The organism is Pseudonocardia kujensis (genome assembly GCF_021283305.1).
Classification (GTDB): Bacteria; Actinomycetota; Actinomycetes; order Mycobacteriales; family Pseudonocardiaceae; genus Pseudonocardia; species Pseudonocardia kujensis.
In genome coordinates, this window is sequence record NZ_JAJSOK010000001.1 from 195,704 (window position 1) to 213,685 (window position 17,982).

Consider the following 17,982-nt stretch of genomic DNA (forward strand, 5'->3'; position numbering starts at 1 on the left):
AAGTGCACACAACGCCTGGGCGGCGAGCCGCTCGCCGGGGGAGGCGCGTGGCGCCCGTCCGGCCCAGTGTGATCGCGCAGCGTGACCCAAAACCGCTGCGGGGACCACGAAAGAGTTACCCGGCGGGTTGTCGGGGTAGGCCGCGGATTCGTCTCCCCGCACTGCCGACGCAAGAAAGAGGAACGCTCCCCGTGTCCTTGGCCCCCTCCTCGGGCCGTCGTGTGCCCGATGCGCGCGACGATCTCCCCGACCCCGCGTGGTCGCGCCTGCACCACGTCGTCGAGACCACCGCCCGCCGCTCGCCCGGCGCCGTGGCCGTCGACGACCACGGCGAGCTGCTGACCTACGCCGAGCTCGACGCCCACGCCGACGGCCTCGCACACCTGCTCCGCGAGCGCGGGGTGGTTCCGGGCGGCCGGGTCGGGCTGCTGCTCGCGCGGTCGTGGCGCACCTATGTCGCGCTCCTGGCGGTGCTCAAGGCGGGTGCCGCGTTCGTGCCGATCGATCCGGCGTCGCCCGTGGACCGGGTCGCCTACATCGCCGACGACGCGGGGCTGGACCTGCTCGTCACGACGTCCGACCGCGCCCCCGGCCTGCCGGTCCCGGAGCTCTGCCTGGACACCGTGCCGCTGTCCCCGGCCCTCGACCCGCCCGTCGACGACGTCGAGGGCGCCGGCGACCCGACCTGCTACGTCATCTACACGTCCGGTTCCAGCGGGCGGCCGAAGGGCGTGGAGGTCGCGCACTCGAGCATCGTCAACTTCCTGCGCGTGGTCCCCGGCGTCTACGACGTCCGCCCCCGCGACCGCGTCTACCAGGGCATGACGATCTCCTTCGACTTCTCGATCGAGGAGATCTGGCCGACCTTCGCCGTGGGCGCGACCCTCGTCGTCGGCCCGGACGACGAGCGGCGCCTCGGTGCCGACCTGGCCGACTTCCTCGACCGCAGCGGCGTGACCGTCCTCTACGCGGTGCCGACCCTGCTGGCCACGATCCCCCGGGACCTCCCGGCCGTGCGCGGTCTGATGGTGGGCGGCGAGGCCTGCCCCGCCCACCTCGTGGAGCGCTGGGCGCGCCCGGGGCGCCGGATGCTGAACACCTACGGACCCACCGAGGCCACGGTGACCGCGACCTGGGGCGAGCTGCTCCCCGGGCGCCCGGTGACCATCGGCCGTCCGCTGCCGACCTACACGATCCACATCCTCGACGAGGACCTGCGCGAGGTCGCCGGCGACGCCGCGGGCGAGATCTGCATCGGCGGCCCGGGCGTGGCACGCGGCTACGTCGGCCTGCCGGAGAAGACGGCCGACCGGTTCGTCAGCTTCCGCGGTGAGCGCATCTACCGCACCGGGGACCTCGGCCACCGGGACCCCTCGGGCGAGATCGTCTACCTCGGGCGCGCCGACGACGAGGTGAAGATCCGCGGGCACCGGGTCGACCTGGGCGAGATCGACAGTGTGCTGCTCGGCGACCCTGCGGTGGGCAGCGCCGTGGCCGCGATGCTCGACGACGAGCTCGTGGCCTACGTGACCACGGAGCGTCCCGCCGAGGGACTGCGGGAGCGCCTGCACGCGCGGCTGCGGGAGCGGGTGCCCGACTACATGGTCCCCGGGCACCTGGAGGTGCTGCCCGCGCTGCCGACCATGCCGAGCGGCAAGGTCGACCGCAAGCGGCTGCCCGCGCCCACCTCGCCGCGGCTCGTCGCGGTGTCCGGCGCGGTCGTGCCGCCGGCGACGGCCGCCGAGGAACGGGTCCGCGACGCCTGGGCCGAGGCCTGCGGGATCGATGCGGCCCAGCTGTCCGTCACCGCCAACTTCTTCGCCGAGCTCGGCGGTCACTCGCTGCTCGCGGCCACCGCCGTGTCGGCGATGCGCGAGCGCGGCGCGGCGACGGTCGCGGTGCGGGACCTGTACGAGAACCCGACGGTGCGCGGGCTCGCCGCCGCCCTTCCCGACGCCACGCTCCCCGGCGCCACCGCACGCACCGAGCCGGAGACGACCTCCCCGGTGCGCTACGGGCTGGCCGGCACCGCGCAGGCGGGCGTGCTGTACCTGCTGCTGATGCTGCTCGCCGCCCCGGTCGCCGCGGTCTACGTGGCCGAGGGCGGGCAGGTCTCGCTCGGGGTGCTGACCGCCATCGCGCTCACGGCGACCGCGGTCTACCTCGCGACCCGATGGCTGCTCGCGCCACTTGGGATCCGGCTGCTCGGCCGCGGGGTGCGGCCGGGTCGGTACCGGCTGTGGGGCCGGGTGCACCTGCGGTTGTGGGCGACGGACCTGCTGCTGTCCTTCACCCCGCTGCCGGTGCTGAGCGGATCCGCGCTGCTGCCGGGGTTCCTGCGCCGGCTCGGCGCGCAGATCGGATCCGAGGCACACCTCGGGACGGCCTCGCTCTCGCTGCCGCAGCTGATCGAGATCGGTGACGACGCGAGCGTCGGGTACGGCGCGGCCCTGCGCCCGTGGGTCGTCGAGGAGGGCCGGGTGGTGGTCGGGCCGGTCCGCGTCGGGGCCCGGGCGTTCGTCGGGGCCGGGGCGCTGCTGCGGCCGGGCGCCGTCGTCGGCACCGGCGCGGTGCTGGGGGAACAGGCGCTGCTGGTCGGCGAGGTGCCGCCCGGGCAGCGGTGGTCGGGGTCGCCGGCCGCCCCCGACACCGGTCGAAGCGACGACGAGGTGGCCGGGCTCGCCGCGCTGCCCCCGGCCCAGCCGTGGGGCGCCGCGGGCCGCCTCGGCACGCTCGCCGGTCTCGCGCTGCTCGACCTGCTGCCGATCCTCATGCTGGTGCCGACCCTGCTGCTGGTCTGGGGCGCGCTGCTCGAGTTCGGGCAGACCGTCGGGCTGCTCGCGGCGGCGTGCGTGGGGCCGGTGTTCGTGGCCACGGCGTGCCTGACGATCGCCGCCACCCGCCAGGCGGTGCTGCCGGCCACCCCGACCGGGACCCATCCCGCGCGCTCGACCCTCGGCGTGCGCAAGTGGGTCGCCGACAAGCTGCTCGAGATGAGCCTGGAGCTCACCAACTCGCTCTACGCCACGCTCTACACCGTGCCTTGGCTGCGTGCGCTGGGCGCCCGGGTGGGTCCCGGTGCCGAGGTGTCGACCGTCGCGCACGTCGATCCCGACCTGCTCACCCTCGGCCGGGAGAGCTTCGTCGCCGACATGGCCAGCGCGGGCGGGGCGACCTTCCACCGCGGCTGGGTCTCCTTCCGGACCACCGAGGTCGGCGACCGCGCGTTCGTCGGGAACGCGGCGTTGCTGCCGCCGGGGTCGCGGCTCGGCGCCGGGTCGTTGGTCGGCGTTCAGACCGTGCCGCCGCCCGGCGGCGTGCCGGCGGACACCGCCTGGCTCGGCTCGCCCGCCATGCACCTGCCCGCCCGCCAGGACAGCGGCGACTTCGCCGAGCGGCTGACCTTCCGGCCCTCGCGCCGGCGGGTCGCCGAGCGGCTGGCGATCGAGTTCCTGCGGATCTGCCTGCCGTCGTCGGTGATCGCGGTGGCGGTCTACCTGTACCTGCTGGCGCTGTCCACGGTCGCCGCCGTGGGCGCTCCGCTGGGGGCCGCGGTACTGGTCGCGCCGCTGCTGGCCGTGCTCTTCGGGGTCCTGGTCACCGGTGCGGTCGCGGCGGTGAAATGGCTCGTCGTCGGCACCTATCGGCCGCGGGTGGAACCGTTGTGGAGCCGGTTCGTGCGCCGGTCCGAGTTCGTCACGGGGTTGTACGAGGCCGCGGCGGTGCCGGCGATGCTGCAGCTCTTCCGCGGGACCCCGCTGCTCCCGCCGGCGCTGCGCCTGCTCGGTGCGCGGATCGGTCGCCGCACCCACCTCGCCACGACCTACCTCACCGAGTTCGACCTGGTCGACATCGGGGACGACGCCGCGGTCGGCCGGGACGCCTCGCTGCAGACCCACCTCTTCGAGGACCGCGTGATGAAGATGTCCACCGTGCGGATCGGCGCGGGTGCCACCGTCGGGGACCGGGCGGTCGTGCTCTACGACGCCACGGTCGGGGAGGGGGCCGCACTCGCGCCGTTGTCGCTGGTCATGAAGGGCGAATCGCTGCCGGCGCACACCCGGTGGCGGGGCATCCCCGCCGAGGGGGTGGTCGAGGAGCCGGCCGCGCAGCCCCTCACCGAGCCCGTGACCGAGCCCCTGACCGAGCCCGTGACCGAAGCCGTGCCCGAGCCCGTGACGGAGCCCCTCCGGCACGTGGGCCCGGCGCTGCCCCGGCACCGCCGCGCCCGGCACCGCCGCGGGTCGCGCCGCGACCTGGCCGCCTGATGCGGGCCGTCGTCTACCGCGGCCGCGCGTCCCGCCCGGCCGGGTGCGCCGAGGCCGTCGGCGCACTGCTGGAACGGCACGGCCTGCAGGTCCGGTTCGTGGGCCGGCGGCAGCTCACCCCCGAGGTGCTCGCGACCGCCGACGTCTACGCCCAGCCCGGCGGCGGCACCCTCGCCGCCGCCTGGCGACACTTGCACCGGCGCCGCTCCACCATCCGCGACTACGTCACCGGCGGCGGCCGCTACCTGGGCTTCTGCCTCGGCGGCTACCTGGCAGGCGCGACCCCCGGGTTCGCGCTGCTGCCCGGCGACACCGACCGCTACGCCGGCTCACCCGGGTCGGCGACCGACGACACGGGCGATCTCGTCCTGCCCGTCTCCTGGCGCGGCCGTTCCCGTCCCGTCTTCTTCCAGGACGGCCCGGTGTTCCTCCTCGACCCGGGCGCCGGAGCCGGCGTCGAGGTCCTCGCCCGCTACCCGGAGGGCGGCGTGGCCGCGCTGGCCTGCCCGTTCGGCGCGGGTCGGGTCGCCGTCGCCGGTCCCCACCCGGAGGCGGGGCCGGACTGGTTCGCCGACGCCGGCCTGGCCGTCCCCGACCCGCTGCCCACCGACCTGGGGCACGACCTGATCGACGAGGTGCTCGCATGACCGCCACCGCCCCGGTGACCACGCCGACCACCACCCCGGACGCGACGACGGTCGCGCGGCCCCCCGCGGCGGCGGGCCCGTCGCGGCTGCTCGGCATGGACGCCGCCCGCGGTGTGGCCGTGCTCGGCATGATGGCCGTCCACTCGCTCTACGACACCACTCCGGACGGCGCGCCGACCACGATGTACATGGTCACCGCGGGCCGCTCGGCGGCGGTCTTCGCCGTGCTCGCCGGGGTCGGCATCGCGTTCACCACCGGACGGCGGCGCGTCCGGTGGGGCGGCGAGGGCCGGTCCGCGGCCGCGTCGCTGACCGCCCGCGCCGGCGTCGTCGGGGCGATCGGGCTGGCCCTGGGCTGGGGTTCCGCGGAGATCGCGGCGAACATCCTCCCGTACTACGCGCTGATGTTCCTGCTCGCGATCCCGCTGGTGTTCCTCCCGACCCGGGCGCTGGCCGGGGTGGCGACGCTGCTCGCGGCGGGGATGCCGGTGCTGAGCCAGTGGGTCCGGGCGGGGCTGCCCGCCCCCACGCTCGAGAACCCGACCGTGGCGCAGCTGGTCACCGACCCGCTCGGGCTGCTCTCCGAGCTGGCGCTCACCGGGTACTACCCGGCGCTGCCCTGGCTGGCCTACCTCGCCGTCGGCATCGCCGTCGGGCGGCTGCGGCTCACCGACACCCGCGTGGCGGCGTGGCTGGCCGCGGGCGGGGCCGCGCTCGCGGTGGTCGCCACGGTCGTCGCCCGCTGCGTGATGGGTCCCCTCGGCGGCGACGCCGCGGTCGCCGCCGTTACCCCGCCCGCCGTACTCGCCACGGCGCCCACGGTCCCGGACTTCGTCGCCGTGGCCCCGGAGGGCGTCACCCCGACGACGACGTGGTGGTGGCTCGGCACGGACGCCCCGCACTCCGGGACGCCGCTCGACCTCGCCCAGACCATCGGCTCCGCCCTGGCGGTGCTCGGGGTGATGCTCCTCCTCGGCCGCTCGGCGAACCGGCTGGTGCAGGGCGCAGTGCGGCCGCTCGCCGCGGTCGGGTCGCTGACCCTCACCGTGTACACGCTGCACGTGGTGTTCCTGAACTCACCGCTCGACACGTTCGACGCCCTCCCGGGCTACCTCGTGCAGGTCGTGGTGGCGGCCCTCGGCGCGCTCGCCTGGCGCCGGGCCGTCGGCCGCGGCCCGCTCGAGTCGCTCGTCCGCGTGGTCGCGCGGGCCGCCGCACGCGCCGCCGCGTGATCGTGGCGAGGCTCCGCACCGCGAGGGCCCGGGCGGCGGGCATCCGGGCGGTAGGGCTCGCTGCACTGCTCGGGACGCTGCTCGCCGCGTGCACCGCCACCGGTACCGGTCCCGACACCGTCGCGACGTGGCCCGCCCCGCCCACGGACCGGCCCGTCGTCGACGTCACCTTCGACATGGCGCCCGACCTCGCGTCCGCGACCGGCACCGAGACCGTCCGGTTCACCCCGGACCAGCAGGTCTGCGAGCTGGTCTTCCGGAACTGGCCGAACAAGCCGACCGCCGCCCGCGACGGCAGCGGCCTGCAGATCACCGAGGCCCGCGTCGGCGGCACGGGGATGGCGCCCCAGGTCGCGCCCGACCCGACCCTGGTCACCCTGCCGCTGCCGGCCTGCGTCCCGGCGGGGACCGCGGTCACCGCGGACCTCACCTTCCGGCTGACCCTCGGGAAGGACTCGGGCGAGCGCGTCGGGTACTCGCCGGCCACCGGTACGGCATGGTTCGGCACCGCGTTCCCGCTGCTGGCCTGGGTGCGCGGCGAGGGCTGGGTCCGCGATCCCGCGGTCGACCTCTACGGGGAGACCGCGACCAGCGAGGACGCGGCGCTGGCCCTCGCCGTCACCGCCGCGGCGGGGCAGGAGGTCGTCGCGACCGGAAGCGCGGCGGGCACCGCGACCCCGGCGCCGGGCCGCGTGACGCACCGGTTCACGGCCGACGCCGTGCGGGACGCCGCCGTGTCCGTGGGCGCCTACGACGTGACCACGCGGGAGGTCCGCGGAGTCCGAGTGCACGTGGCGACCCCGCGCTCGGGCAGCCGCGCCACCGGCGACGAGTGGATCGACGAGCTGGACCTCGCCCTGCAGAAGCACGGCGCACTGCTCGGTTCCTACCCCTACCCCGACCTGACCGCGACGATCGTGCCCACCCAGAGCGACGGCGTCGAGTTCCCGATGGCGCTGCAGTTCGCCGACGACCGCCGCGCCGAGATGCCGGGCCTGGTCGCCCACGAGGTGGCCCACCAGTGGTTCTACTCGCTGGTGGGGAACGACCAGGCCCGCGACCCGTGGCTGGACGAGGCCTTCGCCACCTGGGCCCAGGCGCTGGCCACGGGACAGGAGGACCGCTACCGCCTCGACCGGATCCCCGGTGACCTGCGCGGACGCACCGGCGAGCCGATGGGGTACTGGGCCGGGACGGGCGACTTCGACCGCTACGTCCGCGGCGTCTACGACCAGGGCGCCGCGGCCCTGCTCGACGCCCGCCGCCGCGCCGGCGCCGACCGGTTCGACGCCGCGGTCCGCACGTACCTGCACGACAACGCCCACCGCGTCGCCGGCCCGTCCGACGTGACGGCCGCCTTCCGGGACGTGCCCGAGGCGCTCCGGGCCCTTCGCGACGCGGGTGCGCTGCCCGCCGACTGACGGGAGCCGGGCGCCGCCGCGGTTTCGCCGCCGACGGGGCGGGGATGCCGCCCGTGACCCCTCGCACCTCCCGGAGGACCCGTGCCGAACAGCGATCCCGACCCGCGCGACGACGACCGGCCGGAGCCCGTGGACGCGCCGACCCGCGACGTCGACCCGGGCACCGCGCGTCCGACCGACGACGGGCGCGACGAGCGCACCGAGGCCGAGCGGGAGGCCACCGAGTTCGGCGGGGAGTGACCCGCCGCCCGGCCGCCCCGGCGACCGGGACCGCGGCCGATCAGATCGCCTCGTGGGGGTGCACGGCGATGATCGAGCCGTCCGGCCGCGCCTCGAGGTACCCGGTCTCGCCGTTGTCGTTCGAGGCGTGGACCGCGATCCGCGGGCCCTCGCCCTCGTCGTCGATGATCATGTAGCGGCTGGTCGGGTCCGCGACCTTCAGGCTCTCCGGCGCACCGGCCACCAGCCCGAGCGCGGTCCGCGCGTCGATCGTCGCGAGGTCGACGACGGGCTGGTCCGCGTCGCGGGTGCCGGCCGGGCTCGGGCCGTCGAGACCGCCGCGGTAGGTGTAGGACTGCGCGCGGCCCGGCGAGCCCTCGACCGGGACGGTGAGCACCGCGTAGTCGGGGTAGACCGTGGCGTCGGCGACGACCGCGGTGCCCAGCCGCGCGCGGAGGTCCCCGACGAGGCGGTCGAAGCCCTCCGGGGTGTGCAGCCCGGCCGGTGTCACCACGACCGGGGCGACCGGGGCGACCGGCGCGCCCGCCGCGACGGCCCCGGACGTGGTCGTCGCCGGCGCGCTCGATCTGCCGGCGGCGTGCCCGATCCCGAACCCCACCCCGAGCAGGGCCAGCGCGACCAGCACACCGGCCCACCGCGCGCCGCGGGAGCGCGGCGGTCGATCCGGGGGCAGCAATGCGATCGGGCGTTCCAGCTGCAGGTCCGCCACCAGCGCCTTCAGCTCCCCGAGGGTGGTCGCCCGCAGCGCGGTGGCGGTGCGCTCGCGGTGCTCGGCCCCGTCCATCTGCCCCTCCGCGTACGCGGTGTCGAGGGCGTTGCACAGCGCGTTCCGGTCCGCGTCGCGGGCCCGGGTGCGGAGGGAGGACACGGCCGGATCGTAGGGCGGGGATCACACCGTGCCGGACCGGCCCCGCGACTCAGGGCAGCTCGTAGGGGTCCTGCGGGGCGGCGACGGGGCGGACCTCCAGCGCGGTGACCCGGGCGGTGTGCGTGCCGTCGCCCGGGGTGTAGGTGCCCGTGACCTCCTGCCAGGAGTTCTTCGCCGGCTCCCGCTGTGCCGGGGCACCCACGACCTCGACGAGGTAGCTGCGGGCGTCGGCGGCGCAGCAGCTGATCATCATCCGGCTCAGGTACCAGCCGCCGGCCTCGCGGGGCGTCACGAACCCGGTGAGCACCACGGTGTGGCCGGCCAGCGTCCGGCCCCCGTCCCAGGCGGCGCGCTCGGCGTAGTCGTGCACCTCGACCGGCACCGGATCCGGCCCCGCGAGGGCGTCCGTGGCCACGGCGGCCGGGCGCGGCACCTCGGCCCCGGCTCGGCTCGCGGCGAAGGCGCCCAGCGCGGGCGGCGGCACGAGCAGCACGAGGAAGACGGGCAGCACCAGCAGCCAGCCGACGCCCGGGACGCGGGCGTGGTCGTGTCCCTCGGCCTGCTCCTCGGCGCGGAGCCGGTCGAGGGTCTCGCGGTCCGCCGCGAGCGGGCCGCGGGTGTGCACGCGCGCCCGGGCCAACCGGGCCGCGCCCGCGGACCCCTCCGGCGCGGTCCGCAGGCCTGCGCCGACGCCCCACAGCCCGACGGCCATCAGCAGCCCGCCCGCGATCGCGAGCAGGGGCCCGTGGCCCGGCCGGACGTAGTCGACGTAGCCGCCGAACACGACCTGCTGAACGGCCACCGCGCCGAGCACGAACAGCAGGATCGGTGCCGCGAGCCGGTTCACAGCAGGACCGCGCCGACGACGGTGCTCACCACGACCGCCACCACGAAGGTCGCGGGGGCGAAGCGCTGGGCGAAGCGGCGGCCGAAGGTCCCCACCTGCATCGCCACCAGCTTGAGGTCGACCACCGGCCCGACGACCAGGAACGCGAGCTTCGCCGTCAGGGAGAACCCGGACAGCCCCGCGACCACGAACGCGTCGGCCTCCGAGCACACGCACAGCACCACGGCGAGCAGGGCCAGCACCAGCACGGAGACGACCGGCACCCCGCCGATCCCCGTGCTCCAGGCCGGGTCGACCACCACGTCGAGCGTTGCGGCGGCCAGCGCGCCGACGGCGAGGAAGCCGCCGGCGTGCAGGAAGTCGTGCTGCAGCGTGGTGCGGAACCGCTCGGCGCGGGTCCCGCCCTCGCGGTGCGCCGGCCGCGGCGGGCGCAGCCACCCCGGGCGGCCCAGCGCCGACCACAGCCAGCCCATCACCAGCGCCACCGCGAGCCCTCCGACGGCCCGCGCCACCACCATCTCGGGGTTCTGCGGGAACGCGACGGCGGTCGCGACCAGCACGACGGGGTTGATCGCCGGTGCCGACAACAGGAAGGCCAGTGCCGCCGGCGCCGGCACCCCGCCGGCCACCATCCGCCCGGCCACCGGCACGGACGCGCACTCGCACCCGGGCAGCACGCCGCCCGCGACCCCGGCGACCGGCACCGCGGCGGCCGACCGGCGGGGCAGCACCCGAGCGAGCGCGCCCTCCGGGAGCAAAGCCGAGATCGCCGCCGAGACCACCACCCCCAGCACCAGGAACGGCACGGCCTGCAGCACGATCGCCACGAACACGGTCGACCAGGTCTGCACGGCCTCGTTCGTGCCGACGACCAGCTCGAACGCGTACCGCCCGACCAGCGCCGCCACCGTCACGCCGAGCAGGACGATCGGCACCACCGGCACGGGCGGCGGTTGCCGCACCCGGTCGCGGTGCCCGGCTGCGCCGTCGGCTCGGGTCTCCGTCACGCGTTCCCCTTCCGTGGGCCCTCTGCTTGTCGGGCCGCGGCGGGAGCCGTTACGGATCGAGGTTCACGTCACGGGATCCGCTCGAGCAGGTCGACCGCGACCGTCCCCTGCGGATGCCCCGCGACCAGCAGCGTCCGTCCCCGCACCTCCACCACCGTCGGAGTGGTGCCGACGCAGGCCCGGTAGCGGCCGTCGGGTGGCAGCGCCACGCCGTCGGGAACCGTCGGCCGGGGCCCATCGGCCAGGGCGAGCACCCGGTGCGGGCGGCCGAGGACGTTCCGTGCCGCGAGGAGGTCCCCCGCCGCGACGAGCGCGCGGACACGGGTGGACGAGCAGCCGGGCAGCAGCGGGACGCCGTGCGCGGTGAAGTCGTGCCGGGCGCCGAGCCGGCGGAGCAGCCGGAGGTCGCCGGCGCCGCGGTGCCCGAAGCGGAAGTTCACCCCGACGACGACGTCGGTGGCGCGCAGGGCGCGGACCAGCACGTCCCGCGCGAAGTCGACGGCCGGGGTGCGGGCGAGCCCGTCGTCGAAGGGCAGCACGAGGACGGCGTCGGCGCCGTGCATGCGGGCGAGCTCGGCGCGCCGGTCCAGGGTGAGGAGCGCGGTGGTGTCCCGTGGCGGTCCGGCCAGGGTCGCCGGGTGCGGGTCGAAGGTGGCGAGCACGACCGGGAGCCCGCGGCGGCGGCCGAGCTCGACCGCCCGGTGGAGCAGCCGGGCGTGGCCGCGGTGCAGTCCGTCGAACACCCCGAGGGTGACCACGGACCGTCCCCACCACCAGGGCAGCTCGTCGAGGCCGCGCCAGTACCCGGGTGCTCCGGTCTCGGGACCGACGGGTTCGAGCAGGGCCGTCACGGCGGGCCTCCGGGTCTCCGGGTCGTCGGGTGTCGCCCGGCCCCGGGTGTCCGGGGCCGGGCGGGGCCGGTCAGGCGGGTTCGAGGACGAGCTCGTCCGTGGTCGCGGAGGCGATGTCGGAGTCCAGTCGCTGGCCGCCGGTGAAGGAGCGCTGGGTGGTGAGCTGGCGGGGGCCGTGCGTGCGCACCATCAGGTGCGGGTGGGAAGGCGGCGTGGCCAGCTCGGGGGTGGTGGTCATGTCAGCTCCGGTGGCGCAGGAAGGAGACGTCGTCGTTGCCGATCAGGTCGGGCACGGTCCAGCCGTCGAGGTCGTACTCGGCCAGGCACTGCTCGGCCAGGCCCTTCATCGCCGCGGTGGTGCCCTGGGCCTCGGCGGCGAAGAGCAGCTCGGCCTTGACGTTCTCGTGGTTGCCCGAGTAGTTGCGCTCGTAGAGCTCGTGACGCCCGCCGAACTCCGAGCCGACCGCGTCCCACAGCGCCTTCATGACCTTGACCCGGTCCACCGCCTCGTAGCCGTTCGAGCCGCGGACGTACTTGTCCAGGTAGGGCCGGACCTCGGGGGTCTTGAAGTCGATGGCGTGGGAGTTGAGGTAGATCAGCCCGGACGCCACGTCGGACTCGATGATCTCCTTGATCCGCGGGTAGGCCTGGATCATCAGCATCCGGTAGGTCAGCCCGTAGTCCAGCTTGGGCAGCAGCGCCCCGCCCTGCCACTCGTCGGGGTTGCGGGCCATCGCGTCGGCCAGGGCGTAGAACGTGTTGCGCCAGCCCACGACCTCACCCACGCGGGTCTGCACCCCGCGGAAGTCCTTGCTGCCGGTGATCTCCAGGGCCTTGAGCAGCAGCCCCGCAATGAAGTCGATCTTGGTGGCGAGCCGGATGCAGCCGTGGAAGGTGAACCGCGGGATGAACCCGGAGACCGGGAAGAAACCGTTGATCTTCTCGATGTCGCCGTAGCAGAACACGTTCTCCCACGGCACCAGGACCTTGTCGAACACGAAGATCGTGTCGTTCTCGTCCATCCGGGAGGACAGCGGGTAGTCGAACGGGCTGCCCATCACCGCGGCCTGCTGGGTGTAGGAGGTGCGGCAGATCAGCTTCACCCCCGGCGCGTCCATCGGCACCGTGCAGATCAGCGCGAACTCCTTGCGCTTGATCGGCAGCCCGTAGTGCGCGATGAAGTTGTAGTTGGTGATGGCCGACCCGGTGGCCACGACCTTGGCCCCGGACACGATCAGACCGGCGTCGGTCTCGCGCTCGACCTTCATGAACACATCACCCACCTCGTCCGGCGGCAGGTTACGGTCCACCGGCGGGTTGATGATCGCGTGGTTCCAGTACAGGACCTTCTCCTGCGACTCCTTGTACCAGCGCCGCGCGTTGTCCTCGAACGGCGCGTAGAACTCCGCGTTCGCGCCCAACGTGCCCAGGAAGCTGGCCTTGTAGTCCGGCGAACGCCCCATCCAGCCATAGGTCATCCGCGACCAGGTCTCGATCGCCTGCCGGTCGGCGAGCAGGTCCTCCACCGAGTGCGGCGAGCGGAAGAACGGATGGGTCAGCCCGCCGCTGCCGGTGTCGGTCGGCACCGTCAGCTTGTCCCGGGTGGCCGGATCGTGCAGGGCGTCGTAGAGCCGCGCGGTCATCCGCACCGGGTTGCGGAACGCCGGGTGGGTGGTCACGTCCTTCACCCGCTCGCCGTAGACCCACACCTCCCGACCGTCCTGGATCGAGGAGATGTACTCCGCACCGGTCATCGGCGCCGCCGCGGTCGGCGTACCGGCCTCGGCGCGGTCCTGCTCAAGCGTCATCGTGTGGCCCTTCTTCTCCGGTCAACAACGGGTCGTGCCCTGCGGGATCAGGCGGGATCAGGCGGCGTGCGGGCGCAGCGGGGTGAACCGGGTGGCCGCGTCGAACCAGCCCGCCTCCGGACAGTCCAGCGACCCGCCCCAATGGATGCCGGTCTCGAGCGGGCCGATCTCGCGGAACGCCCCGGCGTAGAACAGCAACGGCTCGGCCTCGGTGACCGCGATGTGCTCGACCTCGCCCACCACGATCAGATGGTCCCCGCCGTCATACGTACGCCACGGACGACACGAATACACCGCCGCCGACCCCACCAGCACCGGCGCACTCGGGCCCTCCGCCCACTCCGGACCCGGATCGGCCGGCCGGCCGGCGAAATGCCACGCCGTGTCGAGCTGACCGGCACCCAGCACGTTCACCGCGAACGGCGCCCCCTCCAGGTACCCACACGCCTTCGACTTCCGGGTCAACGTCACCTGACACAACGCCGGCTCGAGCGAAACCGCGGTGAACGCGTTCACCGTCGCCCCGTGCGGGGTTCCCTCCTCATTCCGACAGGTCACCACGGTGACACCCGTGGCAAACCGGCCGAAGGCGTTGCGCAGCTCCCGAGGCGGAACCGTCATCGCGCACCTCCCTGTGCGGTGGTCGTACGCTGTGCGTACAAGCTGCACGCTTTGCGTTCACCGGGCCCGAGAGTGCCCCACGCCACGTGCAGCGGTCAAGCCCTCGTTCTCGAAAGCGGTACGGAAGGATGGGCCGATGAGCACCGGCGACACCGAGAGGGAACCCGAGCGGGGCACCGAACGGGACTACGTCCAGAGCCTCGAGCGGGGCTTCGCCGTGCTCCTCGCCTTCGACGAGGAGATGACCACCCCGACCCTCGCCGAGCTGGCCGCCAGGACCGGGCTCTCGCGCCCCGCCGTCCGCCGCCTGCTGCTCACGCTGCAGCGGCTCGGCTACGTCGCCAACCACGGGACCCGCTGGTCGCTGACCCCGCGGGTGCTGACGATCGGGCAGCACTACAGCGCCGCCAACGCGCGCATCGGGCTCGCCCAGCCCCACCTGCTGCGCCTCGCCGAGCGCACCGGCGAGTCGGCGTCGCTCGCCGAGCTCGACGGCGCGGACGTCGTCTACGTCGCCCGCGTGCCGGTGCGCCGGATCATGAGCATCAACGTCACGGTGGGCTCCCGGGTCCCGGCGCACGCGACGTCGATGGGGCGGGTGCTGCTCGCCTGGGCCGGCCCGGCCGCGATCACGCGCTTCCTCGAGCAGGCGCCGCTGCACCCGCACACGCCGCGGACCATCACCGACCCGACCGACCTGCGGATGGCCCTCGCCGAGGTCCGCGAGCAGGGGTGGTCGATCGTCGACGGCGAGCTGGAGGAGGGGCTGGTCTCCGCCGCGGCGCCGGTGCGCGACCGGACCGGGGCCGTGGTGGCCGCCCTGGCCTCCTCGACGTCGGCCGGCAGGCTCGCCCCGGAGCGGCTCCGCGAGGAGACCGTGCCCCTGCTCGTGGAGACCGCCACCGCGATCTCGACGGAACTGGGCTGGTCCCCCCGCACGCCGCCCGTCGTCCGCGACGGGTTCTTCTAGAGCGGCGCTCGGTCCTCGCGGGCGTCGTAACGCTCGCGGGCGGCGGACATCTCGGCGACCGAACCCTCGAGCAGGTCCGCGAGCCCGCGCAGGCTGTCGGCGACCTTCTCGCCGAGGGCGGTCAGCGAGTACTCGACCCGGGGCGGGATCGTGCTGTGCACCTCGCGGGTCACCAGGCCGTCCCGTTCGAGGGTCTGCAGGGTCTGCGACAGCATCCGCTCGCTCACGCCGTCGACGCGCCGGCGCAGGGCGTTGAACCGGTAGCTGCCCTCGCCGAGCGCCAGCAGGGCGAGGATGCCCCACTTGCTCCCGATCTCCTCCAGCGCCGTGCGCGACGCGCAGTTGCGGGCGAACACCGTGGTCACGAGCTCGTCGGACGGGGCGCAGGCGGGTACCGGGTCCGGGGCTCGTGTGGTCACGCTCTCAGGATACAGCGCTGCGGGAAGTGGCAGCGCTTACGAATAGTTAGTACTGTCGAAGCGCACACCATTCGGGAGGCGACATGACCACCTACGCAGTCACCGGAGCGACCGGCCACCTCGGGGCCCTGGCGATCGAGGCCCTGCTCGAGAAGGGCGTCCCGGCCGGCGACGTCGTCGCCGTCGTCCGGGACCCGGGGAAGGCGGCGGCACTGACCGCGCGCGGCGTCCAGGTCCGGGTCGGGGACTACGGGCAGCCGGAGACGCTGCGGACCGCGCTCGCCGGCGTCGACCGGCTCCTGCTGGTCTCGGGCAGCGAGGTCGGCAAGCGGGTCGAGCAGCACGGCAACGTGATCGACGCGGCGAAGGAGGCCGGCGTCGCGCTGATCGCGTACACGAGCATCACGCGCGCGGACAGCACGGGCAGCCCGCTGGCGCCGGAGCACAGGGCGACGGAGGAGCTGCTGGCCGCGTCGGGCGTGCCGCACACGCTGCTGCGCAACAACTGGTACGTCGAGAACTACACCGCCCAGCTCACCGACTACCTGTCCCGTGGGGCGATCGTCGCCGCGGCCGGCGAGGGCCGGGTGGCGATGGCCGCCCGCCGCGACTACGCCGAGGCCGCAGCGGTCGTCCTGACCGGCGAGGGCCACGCCGGGAAGACCTACGAGCTCGCCGGCGCCCCCGTCACGTTCAAGGGGCTCGCGGCCACGATCACCGAGGTCAGCGGGCGGGAGGTGGAGTACCGCCCGGTGAGCGCGACCGAGCTGGCCGGCATCCTCACCGGCGCCGGGCTCGACGAGGGCACGGCCGGGTTCGTCGTCGCGCTCGACGAGAGCATCGCCCGGGGCGACCTGGACATCGACAGCAGCGACCTGGCCGAGCTGCTCGGCCGCCCGCTCACCCCGGTCGCCGACGTGGTGCGCGCCGCGCTCTGACGCACCCGTCGACTCACGCCCGGTCCACGGCCGGCGGCAGCAGAAGTCGCCCGTGGACGGGGTGCGCCACGCGGAGACGGGCGTGGTCCCACGGGTCCGGCCGGGCGTCGCCGGGCACCAGCACCAGCGGGCCGGTGCCCGGGAGGTGCCGTCCCGGCGGCTCCAGGACCGCCCGCTCCCGCACGCGCTCACCGATCCGCCGGTAGAAGCGCAGTTGGCTGCGCCGGCCGAAGACCCCCCAGCCGAGCCCGAACACCGGGCCGAGCCGCGGATCGGGTCTCCAGCGCACGCTCGCCCGGAACTCCACCCGGCCCGACGCCCGGTGCTTCGCCACCCGGTACAGCACCCGGCCGCGCTGCAGGTGGCCGGCGAGCGTGCTGTACGCCCAGCCCCAGATCCGCCAGCCGTCCTCGTCGGGCTGGTCGACGACCTCGGTGATCCGCACGCCCATCAGGAAGCGCAGCGGGCCGAACCGCCCGTCGAGCAGGACGTCCCGGCCGAGCAGCGCCGAGTCGCGCAGGTAGGCCGCCCGCAGCAGCTCCGGCGGGGTGAAGTCGTAGTCCCGCACGAGCGCGGTCGCCCGCTCCCAGATCCCGGCCGGCAGGGGCTCGCCGGGCAGCTCGGTGCCCAGCTCGTGCACGTGCTCGTCGACGGTCCAGCCCGTCTCCACGTCCGGCTCGTCGGTGACCGCGCGCTCGCGCAACCCCTCGACGACGGCGAGCAGCGCGTTCATCCGACCGCGAGCGCGGGGCTCGGCAAGGTCGCGTCGTCGACCACGCCTTCGAGCAGGACCCGCACCGCCTCCGCGGTGCCGGTCTTCGGCGCCCAGCCCAGCTCCAGCCTGGCCCGGCCGGTGTCCATGACCGGCGTGCGCACCGCGACGTCGAACCATCCGGCCGACATCGCCAGCGCGTGCAGCCGGAACAGCAGCTCGACGACGGCCCGGGCCAGGTCGTGCGGCACCGGGACCGGCCGGGCGCCGATCAGCGCGGTGAGTGCCCGCGCGTCGAGCGCGTCGGCGGCGATGTTGAACGCGCCCCGGGAGCGCCGCTCGAGGATCGCGGCGAACGCGCGGCCGAGGTCGTCGGCGTGCACGAACTGCAGGACCGTGCCCGTCGGCACGGGGAACAGCGGTATCCGGCCGTCGCGCAGCAGGGCGAGCAGGGCCCGCGGCACGGCCGGGCCGAGGAAGAGCCGGGCCATCTCGCGCGCGGCCTCGCGCTGCACGACCAGCGTCGGCCGGACCCGTGCGACCGCGACGCCCGGGTCGTCCCGCTCGAACGCGTCGAGCATCCGCTCCGCGATCAGCTTGTCCCGGCTGTAGGCGGAGCGGGGCTGCCCGGTGACCGGCCAGCTCTCGTCGACGGGCCGCGCGGCGTCCCTCGGCGCCGAGGCGTAGGCCCCGAGCGACGAGGCGAAGACGAGATGGCCGACGCCGGAGCGGCGGACCGCCCGCAGCAGCGCCGCGGTGCCGTCGACGTTCGTGCGCCGCATCGACGCCTCGTCGCGCACCGGCTGGATGGCCCACGCGAGGTCGACGACCGCGTCCGCCCCGGCGAACACCTCCGCCAGGCGCCGTTCGGCGTCGGCCCGGGTGAGGTCGATCGAGTGCCGTTCGGCGCCGTCGTAGGGCGGGACGGGCGGCGGCGGCACACCGCGTGCACCCGCATGCCGGGCACCTCCTTCAGCACCCGCAACAGCCCGGTCCCGACGTTCCCCGAGGCGCCGACCACCACTGTGCGCCCGGGGGTGCCTCGCAGCTCCGGCATCGTGCTCCTCCCGTCGTCCCGACAGCGCATTGCCGGTACGGCGCGACTCAACCCCCCCACGCGGAAGGGCCTCCGA

Annotated in this window: 17 protein-coding genes; 7 read left to right on the top strand and 10 right to left on the bottom strand. The window is 75.0% G+C overall.

Annotated elements, in window-relative coordinates; translation table 11 throughout:
* The first annotated feature begins 191 nt into the window (after nucleotides 1–191).
* The 5 genes from LWC35_RS00970 (at nucleotide 192) to LWC35_RS00990 (ending at nucleotide 7,808) form a co-directional block, all read left to right on the top strand.
* Nucleotides 192–4,268: a Pls/PosA family non-ribosomal peptide synthetase gene (locus LWC35_RS00970; RefSeq protein WP_232867919.1), complete on the top strand. Its 4,077-nt coding sequence runs from the start codon at nucleotides 192–194 to the stop codon at nucleotides 4,266–4,268.
* Complete coding sequence (locus LWC35_RS00975) at nucleotides 4,268–4,915, top strand: BPL-N domain-containing protein (RefSeq protein ID WP_232867920.1); 648 nt, start codon at nucleotides 4,268–4,270, stop codon at nucleotides 4,913–4,915. The genes LWC35_RS00970 and LWC35_RS00975 overlap by 1 nt, the downstream gene beginning before the upstream one ends.
* Nucleotides 4,912–6,147: a heparan-alpha-glucosaminide N-acetyltransferase domain-containing protein gene (locus LWC35_RS00980; protein ID WP_232867921.1), complete on the top strand. Its 1,236-nt coding sequence runs from the start codon at nucleotides 4,912–4,914 to the stop codon at nucleotides 6,145–6,147. The genes LWC35_RS00975 and LWC35_RS00980 overlap by 4 nt, the downstream gene beginning before the upstream one ends.
* Nucleotides 6,144–7,568, top strand: coding sequence for a M1 family aminopeptidase (locus LWC35_RS00985; RefSeq protein WP_232867922.1), 1,425 nt, complete (start codon nucleotides 6,144–6,146; stop codon nucleotides 7,566–7,568). The genes LWC35_RS00980 and LWC35_RS00985 overlap by 4 nt, the downstream gene beginning before the upstream one ends.
* Before the next feature lie 81 nt (nucleotides 7,569–7,649).
* Nucleotides 7,650–7,808, top strand: a complete 159-nt coding sequence (locus LWC35_RS00990; protein WP_232867923.1) for a hypothetical protein — start codon at nucleotides 7,650–7,652, stop codon at nucleotides 7,806–7,808.
* A 40-nt stretch (nucleotides 7,809–7,848) separates the two neighbouring features.
* Here the strand turns inward: LWC35_RS00990 and LWC35_RS00995 are convergent, their stop codons facing one another.
* From LWC35_RS00995 to LWC35_RS01025, 7 genes are all read right to left on the bottom strand, one after another.
* Nucleotides 7,849–8,676, bottom strand: coding sequence for a DUF1707 SHOCT-like domain-containing protein (locus tag LWC35_RS00995; protein WP_232867924.1), 828 nt, complete (start codon nucleotides 8,674–8,676; stop codon nucleotides 7,849–7,851).
* A 49-nt stretch (nucleotides 8,677–8,725) separates the two neighbouring features.
* Nucleotides 8,726–9,523 (bottom strand): TIGR03943 family putative permease subunit, encoded by a 798-nt coding sequence (locus LWC35_RS01000; protein WP_232867925.1) that lies wholly within the window; start codon nucleotides 9,521–9,523, stop codon nucleotides 8,726–8,728.
* Nucleotides 9,520–10,530 (bottom strand): permease, encoded by a 1,011-nt coding sequence (locus tag LWC35_RS01005; RefSeq protein ID WP_372462974.1) that lies wholly within the window; start codon nucleotides 10,528–10,530, stop codon nucleotides 9,520–9,522. Before LWC35_RS01005 ends, LWC35_RS01000 begins: the two co-directional genes overlap by 4 nt.
* Before the next feature lie 68 nt (nucleotides 10,531–10,598).
* Complete coding sequence (locus LWC35_RS01010) at nucleotides 10,599–11,381, bottom strand: adenylyltransferase/cytidyltransferase family protein (protein WP_232867926.1); 783 nt, start codon at nucleotides 11,379–11,381, stop codon at nucleotides 10,599–10,601.
* A gap of 70 nt (nucleotides 11,382–11,451) precedes the next feature.
* Nucleotides 11,452–11,619, bottom strand: coding sequence for a hypothetical protein (locus tag LWC35_RS01015; RefSeq protein WP_232867927.1), 168 nt, complete (start codon nucleotides 11,617–11,619; stop codon nucleotides 11,452–11,454).
* A gap of 1 nt (nucleotide 11,620) precedes the next feature.
* Complete coding sequence (locus LWC35_RS01020; RefSeq protein ID WP_232867928.1) at nucleotides 11,621–13,189, bottom strand: 4-hydroxyphenylacetate 3-hydroxylase family protein; 1,569 nt, start codon at nucleotides 13,187–13,189, stop codon at nucleotides 11,621–11,623.
* A gap of 57 nt (nucleotides 13,190–13,246) precedes the next feature.
* Complete coding sequence (locus tag LWC35_RS01025; protein ID WP_232867929.1) at nucleotides 13,247–13,810, bottom strand: flavin reductase family protein; 564 nt, start codon at nucleotides 13,808–13,810, stop codon at nucleotides 13,247–13,249.
* A 136-nt stretch (nucleotides 13,811–13,946) separates the two neighbouring features.
* On the opposite strand from LWC35_RS01025, the gene LWC35_RS01030 reads away from it, so the two are divergent.
* Nucleotides 13,947–14,780 (top strand): IclR family transcriptional regulator domain-containing protein, encoded by an 834-nt coding sequence (locus LWC35_RS01030; protein ID WP_232867930.1) that lies wholly within the window; start codon nucleotides 13,947–13,949, stop codon nucleotides 14,778–14,780.
* On the opposite strand, the gene LWC35_RS01035 is transcribed toward LWC35_RS01030, so the two are convergent.
* On the bottom strand, nucleotides 14,777–15,199 hold the full coding sequence (locus LWC35_RS01035; RefSeq protein ID WP_232867931.1) for a winged helix-turn-helix transcriptional regulator: 423 nt from the start codon (nucleotides 15,197–15,199) through the stop codon (nucleotides 14,777–14,779). The two genes, LWC35_RS01030 and LWC35_RS01035, sit on opposite strands and share 4 nt — an antisense overlap.
* An 83-nt stretch (nucleotides 15,200–15,282) precedes the next feature.
* Between LWC35_RS01035 and LWC35_RS01040 the strand changes: the two genes are divergently transcribed.
* Nucleotides 15,283–16,137 carry an SDR family oxidoreductase gene (locus LWC35_RS01040; protein ID WP_232867932.1) on the top strand — a complete coding sequence of 285 codons (855 nt, stop codon included), beginning with the start codon at nucleotides 15,283–15,285 and terminating at the stop codon, nucleotides 16,135–16,137.
* A gap of 13 nt (nucleotides 16,138–16,150) precedes the next feature.
* On the opposite strand, the gene LWC35_RS01045 is transcribed toward LWC35_RS01040, so the two are convergent.
* Nucleotides 16,151–16,870 (bottom strand): DUF1990 family protein, encoded by a 720-nt coding sequence (locus tag LWC35_RS01045; protein WP_232867933.1) that lies wholly within the window; start codon nucleotides 16,868–16,870, stop codon nucleotides 16,151–16,153.
* Complete coding sequence (locus LWC35_RS01050; RefSeq protein WP_232867934.1) at nucleotides 16,867–17,790, bottom strand: NAD-dependent epimerase/dehydratase family protein; 924 nt, start codon at nucleotides 17,788–17,790, stop codon at nucleotides 16,867–16,869. Before LWC35_RS01050 ends, LWC35_RS01045 begins: the two co-directional genes overlap by 4 nt.
* Nucleotides 17,791–17,982: the final 192 nt, after the last annotated feature.